Genomic DNA, 16,116 nt, shown 5'->3' on the forward strand with positions numbered 1-16,116 from the left:
AAAATAACTTGTTATAGTTATTACTTAAGTTGCACTGAAGTGCATTGGTTTATGGTGAGGCTCAGCAGGTAGCAAATGGCCGAATACTCGATAGCTCAAAATTTTTCCCAATATTTTCAAATTCGTTTTGCGAATACCAAAGAACTTCGCCAAGAAGCGTTTAAAATTCGTTATGGCGTTTATGCCGCCGAATTAGGTTGGGAGCCACCGAATGACAGTGAGATGGAAACGGACGAATGTGATGATTATTCTTACCACTGTCTATTAGAGCATAAACGAACTGGAGCTTATGCTGGCTGTGTGCGTCTGGTTATCCCACCGGCGACACAACCGCAACTAAAACTACCATTTGAAGCGCACTGTCTGGACAGTGCTCGCGTTGATATTATCGATTCAACGAACTTGCCAAGAGGCAGCTTTGGTGAAATATCTCGATTAGCGGTTTTAGCTTCATTTAGACGCCGTGAAAAAGAAAAAAATCAGCCATTTGTACTAAAAGAAGTTAATCCTCAAACGATCTATTCTGAAGAAGAGCGCCGAAACTTCCCCAATATAGCAATGGGTTTATATTTAGCCGCAGTTGCGTTAGCCGATATTTGTAATCATCAAGGCATGTTTGTCATGATGGAGCCTCGATTAAATCGTCGTTTAACAAGGTTTGGTCTACCATTTATTCAATGCGGCGATGAAATGAATTACCATGGACTTCGTGCCATGTTTTATCTACAACGCTCAGGCTTTAATGCTGAGCTCAGTGAAGAGTTATTAGAGCTTTACCAAATTATTTACAATGACTTAAGGGCTCAGTTGTTTTTAGTCCCATTTGCTAACCCATCAGACAAATAAACTGGAATCACTATGAGCGATAGCTTTGATTATGATTTGGCCTTCTCTCGAAATATTGGCTGGGTAACGGAAGCCGAACAACAAATATTAAAAAATAAGCGCATCGCTATTGCTGGTTTGGGTGGCGTAGGTGGCGAGCATTTATTAACGCTAGTAAGACTTGGGATCACAAAATTTAATTTATCAGATTTTGATGAATTTGGCTGTGAAAATACTAATCGTCAGGCAGGTGCCAATACTGAAACTTACGGTGAGAAAAAGCTCGATACCATGGTAAAAATGGCGTTAGCGATCAACCCTGAGCTGGAAATAAACACCTTTCCTGAGGGTATTAGTGAAACGAATACCGATGAGTTTCTAAAAGATGTTGATTGTTACGTTGACTCATTAGATTTTTTTGCCATTGAACCGCGTAAACGCGTTTTTAGGCTGTGTGCAGAAAAAGGCATAGCTTCAACCACTGCGGCACCAATTGGTATGGGTACCGCATTTTTAAATTTTCTACCTGGTGGCATGACCTTCGAAGAGTACTTTAGGTTAGAAGGATATAGTGAAAATGAGCAATACTTACGCTTTTTTTTAGGGTTAACGCCCGCAGCGCTTCAGCAAGCTTATCTAGTTGACCAGAGTAAGTTGGACTTAGCGAATAAAAAGGGCCCTTCAACCATTATTGGCTGCAAATTAGCAGCAGGCGTTGCCGCCACTAATGTCGCCAAGATATTGCTAAATCGAGGTGAAGTAATCGCCATTCCATACGGCATGCACTTTGATGCTTACACCAATCAATTTAAGAAAACCTGGCGACCTGGTGGAAACAACAATCTATTTCAACGATTAGCCTTTAATATTGCCAAGAAAAAAATGGGAATTTAGTAGATGTTAGATCAAGCTATGCAACAACAACTTATCGATGCTGCTATATATGCCCCATCTGCTGATAATAGTCAGCCTTTTCAAGTTCGCTGGAATCTAGACCAAAGCTTATCATTATTTATAGATCCAACTCGCTCAGGCAAAGCTTCCGATAATAGGTTTGTACTTGCAGATATTGCATTGGGTTGCGTAATTGAAAACGTAATTATTACTGCTCATTCGAATCAGTTAGCGACCCACGTAACCTTTTTCCCAGATGAGCAAAGTGAATACCACGTCTGCGATATAACATTTACGCCCTCAGAAGAAGATGCGCCAGAAGATACATTATTGGCTCAACATATAAAAAACAGGGCCACAGACCGACGTTTTCCATTTAAAGGCGAATTAGATGCTAACACGATATCCGCTTTAGAAAATTCTGGTTCCAATTACCACTGTCACGTTCAGTGGTTTAACGATAAAACCAGCAAACGCCAAGCTCTGCCTGTCATTCAACAGGCAGAAAGTATTCGCTTCAAAAGTCCTACACTGCATCAAGAGCTCTTTTCAACGGTTCATTTCGGTAACCCGAAAAGTGACGAAGGCATGCCCATAGAAGTATTGGCGATAGAAAAGCCAGCACAACCTATGTTTAAGTTAATGAAGAAATGGTCAGTAATGAACGCATTTAACAAGGTAGGCGCTTATAAAATGTTAGGGCTTAGGTCGGTAAAATTACCTATTATGTTGTCACCGTCATTAGCCTTAATCACCATCAGTGATAATTCTCGCCAAGCGGTAATTAATGGCGGACGAGCCTTACAGCGATTCTGGCTACAAGCCACAGCGCAAGGTTTGTCTGTTCAACCTTATGCCGCACCTGGGATATTTTCATTGGGCTTTGTAAAGTGCGAACCCGAGTTTAATAATCAACTTAACGAAGTCGCAAAGAAAATGACAAGCATTGTCGACGGAGAAGGCTACGGTTTAATGTTTTTACGATTAGGTTTTCAAAAGCCTTTAGTACACCGCAGTAATAGACGTGCTGCAGATAGTTTTAAATTTGACAATAATCCGTAATAATTATTTTGTTTGTTTACCGCTAGATAAGTCTATTGCTAGCAGTTAATTTCGGTACAGATTACAATCATAAAATTTAATCGAAAAAAACACCGTACAGTATTACTGTACGGTGCTCCTTAGCTTGAATGTATACGCGCTTATCCCTAGCGAGTCTTAATGCTACGAACTAAGCTGAACGCTTAATTCGTGCTAAACCAAGTAATGTTAAGCCAAATAATGCGATAGTTGACGGCTCAGGCACTTTGTTACCTTGAATATCAGCGTCATCAGTAAAGTCATATGCTGTTACACGTTGCTCTTCAGAATTCAAGATACCTAATAAAGTACCAGATCCAGTAAAGTCAATTTTTCCATCTACCGCACCGATTCCACCAGCAGCTAAAAAGTTTGCATTAACTTTGTTAAATTCACCTAATGTATGAGAAGCAATTAAGCTTAAATTATAATTAAATGAACCTAGTGCGCTAGCTTCGCCAAACGATGCTCCTGCGCTCGTATCATCAGGAGACGAAAATGCTAGCCAACCTTCATCACCATCTAAACCTGTAAAGCCTAATTCAGCGGCTAGAGTACCGTCTAATACCGATGCTTCACATGCACCGTCTGGCAATATTTCAGCAGCTTCATCACACGATGCGCCTTTAATATTCACGTTATCAACGCTATCTGTAAACATCGCAACCATTGTGCCAGCATTAAAACCGAAATCCACTGCAAAGCTAGCAGACGGCCCAAAAGTAAAATTAAACAATCCAGGAATACCCGCGCTAAACTTGCCAGTCACTTCTGTCTCAAAAATTGCAGACAAATGCTCGTTAGCAATACCATCTAATAAATACTCATCCCCACCAGAGGTAAGTTTTGGCCACTCAATAATACCACGCAGTTTATCACCTACACTTAGTACACCATCACCGTCTACATCGATGTGGTATTCACCACTATCATCTTCTAAAAGAAAATCACCTGTAGCACTCATAATTGATGAAACCGAAGCAGCGTTAGCTAAGTTAGCAAAGCCACCAAGCATTAACAATGCAGTCCCTGTTAATAATTTACGTTTAAAATTCATCTTCTTTATCCTCGTTAGCGCAACTTAAAGTTTTCCTTGAAACTCTAATCACATTCAATCCTGTTGATATAAAAGCATGAACAATGCCAGAAAACATAAACCACTGTTTTTGTTATAAATAATCAAATCTTTTAATTATAAACATTGAAGAACTGTAAAAATTGTAGACACCTTTTTAACCAGATTTTTTAAGTGAATTTTGATAGTCATTGACGATTTCTTTATCATTAGGTTTTAATTTAGCGGCCAACTTCAACAGCTCCAGTCCTCGCTCGATTTTCCCTTGTGCGATATACACTTTACCGGCAGTATTCATAATATAAGGGTTGTTTTTTGCCAAGGTCAGCGCTTTTTCTGCATGATTAAATGCTTTATCGTATTGCCCTTGGTCAAAGTACAATGTCGCCAAATTATTTAAAATAACGTAATTATCGGCATCAATTTTCAACAAGTATTCATATTGGTCTATTGCGTTATTCGGTGCAGTTATCATTTGTACTTCAGCTAATAAAAACCTAGCTTTATTATCTTTAGGAAATTGCTCTAAGTATGCACTTAATACAGCTTCTGCTTCTTTAATTTTTCCTACTTTTAAGTAACTTTGTTCAAGCAACATTACTGCAATGCCACTTGGATTTTTTTGGTAACTGCCTTTTAAAAAAGGAATGGCTTGATCAAACATCTTTTTAGCATAGTAAACTTTTCCTTGTGCCAATTGCATACTAGAAGACTCTTTAGTCTCTGATGCTAATTCATTTAACTTTGTTTGTGCCTTTTCAAAATCAAATTGCTCTATCAAAATATTTATTTCTAGTGCCTTAAATATTTCATTATTCGGTTCAATGGTTAAAAAATCAGTAATTGAATCTAGCGCAGTTTGATAGGATTTCGATTCATTTAATAAATGTACGTATCGAAATCTTGCAAGAGTATTCTCAGGTTGTTGTTTTACCCAATCGGAAAATAAATTCCTGGCTTCATCTGACCGCTCTAGTTCTAAATAACTATTGCCAAGTCGCAACCAAAATTCACTAGATTGACGATACACGTCATCTATGCGTTCTGACGTTAATAACGCTACCACATTAGCATATTGCCCTTGCTCATAAAGCGCTTGGGAATATAAGGTTAAGTAAGCCGGATCATTTACATTATTTTCATAACTTTGTTTTAGCTTACTTAGTGCTACTCCTGTATTGCCTTCAGTTGTAAGAATTCGATACAAAGTAGACAGGCCAATAATATGATCAGGACTGGCAGACATTAATCTGTTGATAAAGTTTTTCGCTTGCTGTACCTCACCATCTTCTAGGGCTTGATTAGCGAAGAATATAAGCGATGCAGGATTATTAGGTTTAATTTGTTCTGCTTTTTTATAGGCTTGTGCTGCTTGCTCAAGTTTGCCTTGTTTTTGGTAAACCTGTGCTTCAAGGTTATAGCCAGTTACTGACTCAGGATTAGAAGCCTTCCATTGTTCTATACTTTCAAGCGCTCGATCATATTCATTGTTTTTAAGCAATGCCGCTATATAAACCAATTGATAGCGAATTAAGCTCGTATCTAACTGTTTATCACTACCTTCGGCGCCTGTTGCCCCCTCTATATTAACGGCTTGCTCAAGTATATCTAAGCCGGCTTCATCGCCCTCTTTAAGCATTAGAATACCTCTTTGCGCTTTAATCTTGGCATTTTTCGGCGCTAGTGCTTCTGCTTTTTCCAATACTTTAAGCGCTGATGGAATATCGCCTAATCCAATGATTTGATCACCCGCCAACTCCAAAAGTAACGCATTATCTGTTCCGGAAAGTTGGTTTAGGGTGTCAATTGCTGCATCTGTATAGCCAAGCTCCAAACGAACTATTGCAAGCACCTTTTTGACTGGATGGCCATTGCCAATATATTGCTCTATGGGCCTTAAATGAGTGTACGCTTGTTCAATATCTTTAAGTTGATAAGCACTCAAACCTGCAATCATTTTTGCAATTAAAAATTGGCTACCTGCTTGTGCTGCTTGCTCTGCATATTGTTTAGCTTGTTGATAATTCTTTTTATTGTATTCGATAAGTGCTTTGTATTGTTCTGCTAACGGGGCATTCTTAACTTTGCTTAAAAGCCAGTCGACTTCCTTTTCAGCGGCATCATAGTTACCGCTTTTTAATAAGCTACTAATTTGAAAATACTTAACATAGAAGGCTCTTGGCTTTTTCTGTACATATTGACGAAATGTTTCTGCAGCCTCTTGATATTGTTCCAAGCCAAATTGTAAGTTTCCTTTTAGCAGCAAGGCTTCATCAAGCTCGCCATGTTGCTGATTTAGTTTATCAATAATGCTAAGCGCTTCTATGTAGTTACTTTTGGTTTGTGCCAAATACGCTTTGGCCATTTGGCCATAGATGGCATTTTCATTAATCGAAATTGCCTGACTAAAGTAGTCTTGACCTTGACTGATATTGCCATTTTGCGTCGCGGCGACACCGGCATATACCAGTAGCAACATGTATTCTTCATCAGATGCAGAAGAACCCTCATCTAGCAACTGGAAAACTTCATCATATTTTGACAGTTTTAATTTTGTAAAACTGAGTTCATCAGCCAAATAGTCAGTAGCACCTAATTGTATGGCTTTTTCGAGTTCTTTTTCTGCGGCAATATAATTCGCCTGCTCAATATATGCTTTGCCTAATAAGCCTCTTAACTGTGGAGCAGTTGGCGCTTCTACCACCCCATTTTTCAATTCAATAATGGCTTCATTGAATTCTCCTTGGGACATTAATTGCTCGGCATCCATTAAGTATTCTTGCGTTGACTTTGATGGACTGCAGCCAGATGCAAGTAAGGCAATTGAGACTGCTGTTGATACGAGCGTTAGCTTTTTCATTATTAAATCCTTCTAATTTCTATAGCTTCTGAGCCAATTCATTTATTTTTTGCTGTTGTTCAGGTCGAGGTGATTGAATCGCTTCTATCACCTTACTGGCTTCATTTTTACGTTGATTTGCCAACAGAATTTCTGCGTAATTTAACGCGACATCAATATCTTTACCAGAAGACAGCTCATACGCTTTTTTAGCGTTTACTAATGCAGTTCTTGCATCGCCTGCCAGCAATAAAATTTTCGCATAAGTATCTAACACACTAGGCTGTTCAGGTGTTAGCGCAATGGCTTGCTCTGCAAGCGTTTTTGCTTGATTTATTTGCCCTGCTTCCATATTTAGCCAAGCCGCATTGTTGATAGCAACAACGTTATTCGGTTGTTGCTCTACCATATATTGGTAAGTAGATAAGGCTTGCGCTTGATCACCTTGCTCTAAATATAGGCTACCTAACAACGAGTTAACATCACTGTAATAGCCATTTTTTAGATTAAAATCACTCAATAGAGCGATAGCATCTGACGCTTTTTGTTGTTTCATTAGGCTAGCCGCTAAAAGCATGACAGTTCTGGCACTAGGTTTTACCTGATAAAGTGGCCGCAAATGAGATTCCGCAAGCGCATAATCGTTCTCTAATAAGGCTAATCGGCCATAGAGCGCATGCCTGCCTGGCAAGTTTTGAATTTCCGGCGCAATTGATGTCAGCATGGCTTTAGCGCCGACAACATCCCTCATATTTATTAACGTTTCAGTTTTAATAATTTTTAACATTAAGTGGTCGTTATGCTTTTCTAGGCCACTATTTATTGTTCTTAACGCGTTATCAAAGTCTTTTTTCAGGCTATAAACTTCTGATAAGTAAATGTATGGCTCAACATGATATGGATTGATTTTTCGCCAGTCATTCAAGGTAGTTTGTAGCAAGTTGATATTATTATTTGCTCGATAAGCATTGATTTTTAATTGCCAGTAAAACTTCGGCGTCTTATTGTCTGGAGTTATACCGTTAAGTAAATTAAGTGCAGCATCAACTTGTGACTTATTCATTAAAGCTTCAGCGTAAATCAACTTAATGGCTTGATTATCGGGTTCTTTAGCAACTTTTTGCTCAACTTCACTAAGCGCTTTTCCCGTTTCATCGAGCTGTAAATATGCCCGCGTAACTTTTAAATTATCTGGGGCTTGTGCCTTAGCTTGATTAATAAGCGCCATTGCTTGCGGTTTATCACCTGTAACCATAGCAATTTGTGCTAACTGCATTAATGCATAAACATTTTGTTCTAAGGCGACACTTTGCTCTAACAATGCCTTGGCTTGCTGATATTGACCTTGTTTTAATGCAATAGCGGCAGATAAATTCAAACCATCCGCTTTTTCAGGGTATTTAGTTTGCCATTTATCAGCAATCGCCTGCGCTTTAGCATAATCACCGTCGTTAACGGCAATGTAAGCTATAGCAAGCTCTGCTTTTGCTAATTCTGGGTCCAATGCTACTGCTTTTTCTAGACTTGCCAATGCTTTATCATCGTTCAGCATCATTTTAAGCATGCCATCTTTAAGCAACTGTTGGGCAGAACTTTCATCGACGTTCACCGTAGAAATTAGCTTTTTCGCTTCGTCTTTAGCGCCTGCTTTTAATAGTTTGTAGCTAAGTGCAGAGTAAAAGTCAGATTGCTCGCTAGAGTTTTCACCGTCCCCTAACGTCTCAGTAACATTGTCAATTACACCTAGTTCAAGTTGGCTAACTACCAACATTTTCCGAGCAAAATGATCTTCAGGTAAGTACTGTACTAGGGGCTCCAAATACAATAAAACCTGCTCATGTTTACTTAAATAGAATGCGCTAACACCGGCGACAAGCCGAATATTGGCTTGATTAAAATTGTTGTTGATAGCCAATTCCGCATGACGATTAGCGGCTTCATAATCAGCAGCCTGAATACGTACCATTGCTTTAATGTAGTTAGCAAGCGGCTGATTCGGTAAAACCGCTAGAATGATATCCGCATGTTGTTCAGCTTCATCAAATCGCTCGGCCTTTAATAAGACATTTGCCAATAAAAGCTCTGCTGAGCGCTGTTGTGGCTGCAAAGTCAAATATTGCTTAAATTGTTCTGCAGCCAAGGGGAAATCTTCATTGATAGCTGCAATATTGCCTAACAATAATACCGTTTCTGGTTGCTCAGGAATTAATGTTAAACCTTGTGAAGCTAGTTTCTGTGCTTGCTCTATACGCTGTTCAGCTAACTGGTTAAAGGCATCTGCCAGCACGGTATAGCCATGGCCACCGTTAATCTCGCGCATTTGAGTTAAAACTTCTGCTGCTTGTTTATTATGGCTTTGTCTTAACTGAGCCAATGTTTTGAAAAACTTAACTGCTAATTTAGCGTCATTAGTTAGCTCTTTATCATTAAGATCTGAAATTGCGACATAGTCTTCTGCGAGCAAGTAGGCTCTTGCCAACAGCGGTAGCGTTTGATTAGCATCATATTTGGCCCCTCGGGCTTTTTCTAGCTCTTTTACCGCATTTAGTCCATTGCCCTGCGATAAATATAATTGACCAAGTAAAAAGCGCGCTTCACCATTTGTTGGCTCTACTTTAATGGCATTTTTAAGGGCGATTATCGATGCATTGTTTTGGCTACTGGCTAAGCTCGTTTTCGCTTGTGTGATATATTCAGCAGCACTTTCCTGCTGACCACACCCAGTTTGCAGCAAAGTTGCTGACGATATAATTAATGCTAATGCGGTACGTTTATACATATTTTTATTCCCTGTACTTCATTAATTGACTGTTAATTTACCAAGTTAATGACAAAAAAGTTAAATGACAAAAAAGCCCATCAATGATGAGCTTTTTTTATTCTATGCGCGCGTATTCAACCAAGGTGAATTTAACGTTAATTCGCGATAACACTTATGGTCGGTCACTAAAATTAACGCATCTGCCCAGTTGTCCAAATCCTCTATATTTTCTTCGCGAGGACAATCCCAGCTAGGCACAAAAGGATCATGGTAACGCACTTCTATGCCGGCCTTTTTGAAATATTCCAAAATCGGTTCAGCGGGTGTTTCGCGACAATCATCAACATCGGCTTTGTAAGCAACCCCTAAAATTCCCACTTTTGTTTGACCTGGCGCTAATAAATCTAACGTTTGTTGCGCGACAATTGCAGGTCGCTGATCATTAATTTTTCGTGCCATGCGGACAAATTCACCGGCATTAGTGCTTTCTACTAAAAACCATGGATCAATTGGAATGCAATGACCACCAACACCAGGCCCCGGATTTAATACATTGACGCGAGGGTGGCGATTAGCCAAACGGATAACTTCATGCACATCAACCTTAAGTTCTTGGCAAATTTCTGCCAACTCATTGGCAAAAGCAATGCCGACATCGCGCGAAGTATTTTCCACTAACTTAATGCATTCAGCGGTTGTCAGATCCGTTAAGAACACTTCACCTTTAACAAAGCTTTGGTAAATTGCTTTAACTTTATTCTGCGCTACAGAATTACTCGCGCCAATAATGCGATCATTATTCACCAACTCGTGTAATGTTTGCCCTGGAATTGCGCGCTCAGGACAATGCACAACATCAATGGCTAAACCTGCCGCTTTAAATTTCTCAGCAACGGCTAGGCTCGTTTGTGGTGAAATAGTTGACTCGACTATTACGGTTTGGCCATCTTTTGCCACCTTGATAATGGCATCAACCGCGCTAAATACATATGAACGATCACAGGCGTTATTGGCATGTGGCGTAGGTACCGCAACTAAATAAGTATCACTAGATACCATTTCTGTAGACGCTGTTAAAAAGCCTTGCGAGACAACTTTTGTAATGAGCTCTGGCAAGCCGACTTCATCAAACGGACATTCAGCATTGTTAATAGCAGCAACTTTAGCTGCATTTAAGTCTATACCTGTCACTTGATAGCCAGCTTCTGCTAATAAACAAGCAATCGGTAAGCCCATATAGCCCATTCCAACAACAGTTATTGTTTCATTTTTTGCGCCAATTGCAGTATCAGCTACTTGTTCAACACCTTGGCAAATATCAATAATACGCTCAGCAACATGGCCATCACCAAATGGGTTTTCCCATGTGACTTTTTCCGCTGATAACCATTTGTCTGCTGCTGCTAAAGCCTTGTCTGCATCTCTGCCAACCAAAACATTAGCGCCTACTTCAATCGATTCTGGTCGTTCAGTATTTTCACGTAAGGTAATACACGGCACACCCAATAAACAGGCCTCTTCTTGTATGCCACCAGAGTCAGTCAAAATTAACTGAGCATTTTTTTGTAACTGAATAAAGTCAAGATAACCGATAGGCGGGCTTAACTTTAAGTATTCGGGAACAACCATGCCAAACTCAGCTAGTTTCGCTTTGGTTCTAGGGTGAATAGGCCAAACAATTGGCTGAGAATATTTGGCATGTAACTTATCAAACAAAGCTAACAATTCTGCTAAATGCGCAGGAATATCAACATTAGACGCTCGATGTGCAGTCACTAAGAAGTAATGACCGGCTTCTACCCCGACATCAGCTAAAATGGTACTTTTATCTGATGCAATTTCTAAATGCTGAAACAGTGAATCGGATACTGTATTACCCACAGTATGGATCTTGTCCGAGTCAATGCCTTCGCTTTTCAAAATACGTTCTTGATTAGGGCCTACGGCAAATAAAAACTCACTCATGTGATCCGTTAAGATACGATTAGTTTCTTCCGGCATCATGCGGTCATAACTGCGCAAACCAGCTTCGATATGGCCTACTTTAATATTTAATTTTGAAGCCGCTAATGCACCAGCTAATACCGTATTAGTATCACCTTGCACGAGAACAATGTCTGGTTTTTCATCAACTAAAATAGGCTCCATTTTAATTAAAATATTACCGGTTTGATTACTATGTAATCCAGAGCCTACGCCAAGGTTATAATGAGGTGAAGGCAGCTCTAACTCTTTGAAGAAAATACTGTCCATTTCTTCAGAGTAATGTTGATTTGAATGGATAATAAAATAGGGAATGTTGCGCTTTTCACACTCACGCATTACTGGCGCCATTTTGATAATTTCTGGGCGCGTTCCCACAATAATCCCAATTTTCATTTAATGTTCCTTTAAAATTGCTTTGCTAGGCAAATAACTGGTTATTGTACAGAGGCTGACTCGGATATTCATTAGTCTTGTAGCAATAAATCGATCACTTCTTGGGTTTTTTGCTGCATTAAATGTTGATTGCCTCGAGATTCAACATTTAAACGGACAACGGGTTCGGTATTACTGGAGCGTAAGTTAAATCGCCAATCAGCAAATTCCATGCTGATGCCATCAACTTCCTCAATTAATAAAGCACTGGCAGCATAACTTGACTTTACTCGAGTAATTGCCGCTGCCGGCTCAGCTAATTTGTAATTAATTTCACCTGACGACGGATAAAACTGAATTCGTTCTTTAACCAATTCAGAGAGTGGCTTGCCTTTTAAACCAATAAGCTCAGCAACCAACAACCATGGGATCATGCCACTATCACAATAGAAAAAATCACGAAAATAGTGGTGAGCACTCATTTCTCCACCATAAATGGCATTTTCTTTACGCATACGCTCTTTGATAAAAGCATGTCCGGTTTTACTTTGAATGGCTGTGCCACCCGCATTTTTTACTATATCAATAGTATTCCAGGTTAATCTTGGATCATGAATGATGCGCTCATTGGAACTTTTCGCTAAAAAATTTTCCGCCAGCAAGCCAACAATATAGTAACCTTCGATAAACGCTCCCTGTTCATCAAATAAGAAACAGCGATCGAAATCGCCATCCCAGGCAATACCAAAATCGGCATTATGAGCGATAACCGCATCACGCGTAGCACTTCTATTTTCTGGCAATAATGGATTAGGAATGCCGTGAGGAAATGTGCCGTCTGGTTCATGATGAACTTTGATAAATTTAACCGGTGTTTGCGCTGCCTGGAACATTTGTTCAATCGCATCAAGTGCAGGACCAGCAGCGCCATTACCAGCATTAACAACTATGGTTAACGGCTTAAGATTGGCTAAATCAATATAACCCAAAATGTGCTTTGTATAAGCGTGGCTAATATCTCGCTGAGTTATCTGACCTTTTAACTCTACTTCAGCAAACTGATTTTGTTCTGCCAAGCGCTGAATATCCCTAAGACCAGTATCACCACTTATCGGTTTGCTTTGCTCACGCACGAGCTTCATGCCATTGTAATCTATCGGGTTATGGCTAGCGGTTACACAAATACCCCCATCACATGCTAAATGACTTGTGGCAAAGTAAATGTGCTCTGTTCCGCACAAGCCGATGTCGATAACATTGCTGCCGCCGTCAATTAAACCTCGAGCGAGTGCTTGCTTTAATGATTCACTAGTTAGACGTACATCGCCGCCGACCACCACTGTTTTCGGTTGTTCAAATTCTGCAAATGCTCGACCAATCCGGTAAGCAATATCCTCATTGAGTTCATCACCTAACTTACCGCGAATATCGTAGGCTTTAAAGCAAGTTAACGTGGCCATTACCGATTTTCCTCAGCCCGACCATAGCGATCTTCAAAACGCACAATATCGTCTTCGCCTAAATAACTACCTGATTGCACTTCAATCATTTCTAACGGCAATTTGCCTGGGTTTTCTAACGCATGAACAGCACCAATGGGAATATAGCTAGATTCATTTTCAGTCATTAAAAAGGTGTCGTCATTAATAGTAACTTTTGCCGTACCGGAAACGACAATCCAGTGCTCTGCACGATGATGATGCATTTGTACCGAAAGCTTAGCGCCGGGTTTTACTACAATACGTTTAACTTGGAAACGTTCGCCCATATCGATGGAGTCATAACTGCCCCAAGGGCGATATACCTGGCGATGATTTTCGATTTCACTGCGTTTGGCTTGTTGTAATTGCTCTACAATTTTCTTTACTTCCTGCACTTGTGATTTATCCGCCACCATTACTGCATCTGGGGTGTCAATAACCACTAAATTGTCAACGCCAACGGTCGCAATGAGTTTGTTTTCACTGTGTAAGTAGCTATTGGTAGTATCATGAGTTAGCACATCGCCTTTACATACATTGCCTTGCTCGTCGTGGGGGCAGACTTCCCAAAGCGCGCTGTAAGAGCCAACATCACTCCAACCGGCATCAAGCGGTACAACAACGGCAGCAGCAGTTTTTTCCATAACAGCGTAATCGATTGACTCACTTGGACATGCTTCAAACGCGGATTTATCAGGGCGGGTAAAATCTAAATCTTCCGTGACATTAGCCATTGCTTGCTGACAATGTTGATAAATATCTGGGCGAAATTGTTTAAGCTCATCTAAATAACACTGGGCCTTAAACATAAACATGCCACTGTTCCACAGATAGGCTTTCGAGTCTAAATATTGCTGTGCCGTTGCTAAATCTGGTTTTTCAACAAATGAGTCAACACCAAAAACACCATCGTGCTGCTTGTCTTGAAATTTAATATAACCATAACCTGTTTCTGGTTTTGTCGGCACAATGCCAAAAGTGACCAGTTTATTTTGCTTGGCAGCACGCTCGGCGACATCAATCGCTTGATGGAAGGCATGAATGTCTTGAATAACATGATCGGCCGCTAAGACTAGTAATATTGCATTAGGGTCGTTTATTAGTGCTTTAAAGGCTGCTAACGCTACGGCGGGCGCGGTATTTTTTCCGGTAGGCTCTAGTAAAATATCTAAAGTTTGAAATAGGCCATTCACTTGCTCTGCCACGGTAAAACGGTGCTGCTCATTACAAACAAATAACGGATTTTGACAGTTTGCAGGTAGGCGATTGACCGTATCTTGCAACATCGAGCTATTATTCACCAAACCAATAAATTGTTTCGGAAATAGGCTTCGCGAAAGTGGCCAAAGTCGTGTACCACTGCCTCCGCACATAATGGTTGGGTAAATATTTTTCACGCCCATTAGTTCATCCTTTTGCTTGAATATTACCTTAGTGGTGATTAACCGTTGATCTGCAAATTATATTTTTCTATTAAGCTGTACAGGGTAGGTCGAGTAATCCCCAACAAAGCTGCGGTTTTTGACATATTACCTTCGGTTAAGGCATAGGCCTTTTGAATAGCGTTAGTTTCTGCTTGTTCACGTACTGTTCGTAAATTTAACGATAACTCTGCCGATTCATCAGTGCTGTTAATTAACCCTAAATCAAGTGCCGTCACTTGATTATTAATTGCCATGATCACAGATGATTTCACTTTATTTTGTAGCTCTCGAATATTACCAGGCCAACGATGCTGTTTCAGCGCTTGTAGTGCATCATCAGCAAAGTTTTTAATATTTCGCTTGTAGTCTTTCGCGTATTGCTGCAAGAAAAATTGCGCTAAGATCAAAACGTCTTCTTCACGCTCTCGAAGTGGTGGAATATCTAAAGTGATTTCACTAATACGGTAAAACAAATCTTCCCTAAATTCCTTATTGGCCACCATATCTTGCAGGTTTTGGTTGGTTGCACAAACCACCCGGACATCGACTGGAATTTCTTGACGACCACCGATACGCTCAATAACTTTTTCTTGCAAGAAACGCAATAATTTCGCTTGTAAGTTAAATGGCATATCACCGATTTCATCGAGGAATAAGGTGCCGCCCTGTGCGCATTCAATTTTACCTTTAGTGGTTTTATGTGCCCCGGTAAAAGCTCCTTTTTCAAAACCAAAAAGTTCACTCTCTAACAAGGTTTCGGGGATTGATGCACAGTTAATCGCGATAAATGGTTTTTTAGCGCGGTCGCTCACCGTGTGAATTGCTTTAGCGGTAACCTCTTTGCCGGTGCCGCTTTCACCTAGTAATAATACTGAGATTTCTGTAGGGGCGATACGATGGATCATCTCTCGCATTCGATCAATGGTTGCACTACTGCCAATAATCCCAGTTTCTACTCCGGCAAAAGACTTCATCGCTCGGTTATCTTTTTCTAAACGTGCTAATGCCGAGGCTCTTGAAACTATAACGTTAATAACATCCGACTCAATCGGCTTTTGATAAAAATCGTAAGCGCCAAGCTCAATTGCCTTTAAAGCGACTTGATGATCATCATTTCCCGTTATAACAATTACTTTGGTATTGGGGGCAATGGTCAAAATTTCTTGTAAAGTTGCTAAACCTTCTGAGGCGTTGGCTGGATCAGGCGGCAAACCTAAATCAAGGGTCACAATACTCGGTTCAAAACGGCGCACCGCAGCAATTGCACTTTCACGATTGTCGGCTAACACAACGTCATAGTCCGACAAACTCCATTTCAATTGTTTTTGAATACCTAAATCATCATCAACGATTAATAACTTATCCATAAATTAGTTCTT

General features: G+C 40.1%; 10 protein-coding genes. 3 read left to right on the forward strand and 7 right to left on the reverse strand.

The annotated features are described in order from the left end of the window. Positions 1 to 75 precede the first annotated feature (75 nt). The 3 genes from ACOB82_RS09125 to ACOB82_RS09135 are packed head-to-tail and all read left to right on the forward strand — an operon-like array spanning position 76 to position 2,781. A complete protein-coding gene (locus ACOB82_RS09125) occupies positions 76 to 846 on the forward strand; it encodes a PEP-CTERM/exosortase system-associated acyltransferase (protein ID WP_448212672.1) in 771 nt (256 codons plus the stop codon). A gap of 12 nt (positions 847 to 858) precedes the next feature. After that, positions 859 to 1,719 carry a ThiF family adenylyltransferase gene (locus ACOB82_RS09130; protein WP_448212673.1) on the forward strand — a complete coding sequence of 287 codons (861 nt, stop codon included), beginning with the start codon at positions 859 to 861 and terminating at the stop codon, positions 1,717 to 1,719. Positions 1,720 to 1,722: 3 nt separating this feature from the next. Further along, positions 1,723 to 2,781, forward strand: coding sequence for a hypothetical protein (locus ACOB82_RS09135; protein WP_448212674.1), 1,059 nt, complete (start codon positions 1,723 to 1,725; stop codon positions 2,779 to 2,781). 169 nt (positions 2,782 to 2,950) lie between these two features. Here ACOB82_RS09135 and ACOB82_RS09140 read toward each other — a convergent pair whose 3' ends face one another. The 7 genes from ACOB82_RS09140 to prsR all read right to left on the reverse strand — a co-directional run bounded on the left by ACOB82_RS09140 (position 2,951) and on the right by prsR (position 16,104). Next, positions 2,951 to 3,856 (reverse strand): PEP-CTERM sorting domain-containing protein, encoded by a 906-nt coding sequence (locus ACOB82_RS09140; RefSeq protein ID WP_448212675.1) that lies wholly within the window; start codon positions 3,854 to 3,856, stop codon positions 2,951 to 2,953. A gap of 175 nt (positions 3,857 to 4,031) precedes the next feature. Next, positions 4,032 to 6,734: an XrtA/PEP-CTERM system TPR-repeat protein PrsT gene (gene prsT, locus ACOB82_RS09145; RefSeq protein WP_448212676.1), complete on the reverse strand. Its 2,703-nt coding sequence runs from the start codon at positions 6,732 to 6,734 to the stop codon at positions 4,032 to 4,034. A 19-nt stretch (positions 6,735 to 6,753) separates the two neighbouring features. After that, positions 6,754 to 9,492 carry an XrtA/PEP-CTERM system TPR-repeat protein PrsT gene (gene prsT, locus ACOB82_RS09150; RefSeq protein ID WP_448212677.1) on the reverse strand — a complete coding sequence of 913 codons (2,739 nt, stop codon included), beginning with the start codon at positions 9,490 to 9,492 and terminating at the stop codon, positions 6,754 to 6,756. 102 nt (positions 9,493 to 9,594) lie between these two features. Next, a complete protein-coding gene (wecB, locus tag ACOB82_RS09155) occupies positions 9,595 to 11,853 on the reverse strand; it encodes a non-hydrolyzing UDP-N-acetylglucosamine 2-epimerase (RefSeq protein ID WP_448212678.1) in 2,259 nt (752 codons plus the stop codon). Positions 11,854 to 11,924: 71 nt separating this feature from the next. Then, positions 11,925 to 13,292, reverse strand: coding sequence for a phosphomannomutase CpsG (locus ACOB82_RS09160; RefSeq protein ID WP_448212679.1), 1,368 nt, complete (start codon positions 13,290 to 13,292; stop codon positions 11,925 to 11,927). Then, positions 13,292 to 14,716, reverse strand: coding sequence for a mannose-1-phosphate guanylyltransferase/mannose-6-phosphate isomerase (locus tag ACOB82_RS09165; RefSeq protein WP_448212680.1), 1,425 nt, complete (start codon positions 14,714 to 14,716; stop codon positions 13,292 to 13,294). Before ACOB82_RS09165 ends, ACOB82_RS09160 begins: the two co-directional genes overlap by 1 nt. Before the next feature lie 38 nt (positions 14,717 to 14,754). Further along, positions 14,755 to 16,104 (reverse strand): PEP-CTERM-box response regulator transcription factor, encoded by a 1,350-nt coding sequence (gene prsR / locus ACOB82_RS09170; protein WP_448212681.1) that lies wholly within the window; start codon positions 16,102 to 16,104, stop codon positions 14,755 to 14,757. Between the last annotated feature and the right edge of the window lie 12 nt (positions 16,105 to 16,116).

It is taken from the genome of Colwellia sp. MEBiC06753 (assembly GCF_053470325.1).

Coding starts and splice junctions, on each gene's coding strand:
- ACOB82_RS09125 (WP_448212672.1), top strand. CDS start 76: ATGGCCGAATACTCGATAGCTCAAAATTTTTCCCAATATTTTCAAATT.
- ACOB82_RS09130 (WP_448212673.1), top strand. CDS start 859: ATGAGCGATAGCTTTGATTATGATTTGGCCTTCTCTCGAAATATTGGC.
- ACOB82_RS09135 (WP_448212674.1), top strand. CDS start 1,723: ATGTTAGATCAAGCTATGCAACAACAACTTATCGATGCTGCTATATAT.
- ACOB82_RS09140 (WP_448212675.1), bottom strand. CDS start 3,856: ATGAATTTTAAACGTAAATTATTAACAGGGACTGCATTGTTAATGCTT.
- prsT (WP_448212676.1), bottom strand. CDS start 6,734: ATGAAAAAGCTAACGCTCGTATCAACAGCAGTCTCAATTGCCTTACTT.
- prsT (WP_448212677.1), bottom strand. CDS start 9,492: ATGTATAAACGTACCGCATTAGCATTAATTATATCGTCAGCAACTTTG.
- wecB (WP_448212678.1), bottom strand. CDS start 11,853: ATGAAAATTGGGATTATTGTGGGAACGCGCCCAGAAATTATCAAAATG.
- ACOB82_RS09160 (WP_448212679.1), bottom strand. CDS start 13,292: ATGGCCACGTTAACTTGCTTTAAAGCCTACGATATTCGCGGTAAGTTA.
- ACOB82_RS09165 (WP_448212680.1), bottom strand. CDS start 14,716: ATGGGCGTGAAAAATATTTACCCAACCATTATGTGCGGAGGCAGTGGT.
- prsR (WP_448212681.1), bottom strand. CDS start 16,104: ATGGATAAGTTATTAATCGTTGATGATGATTTAGGTATTCAAAAACAA.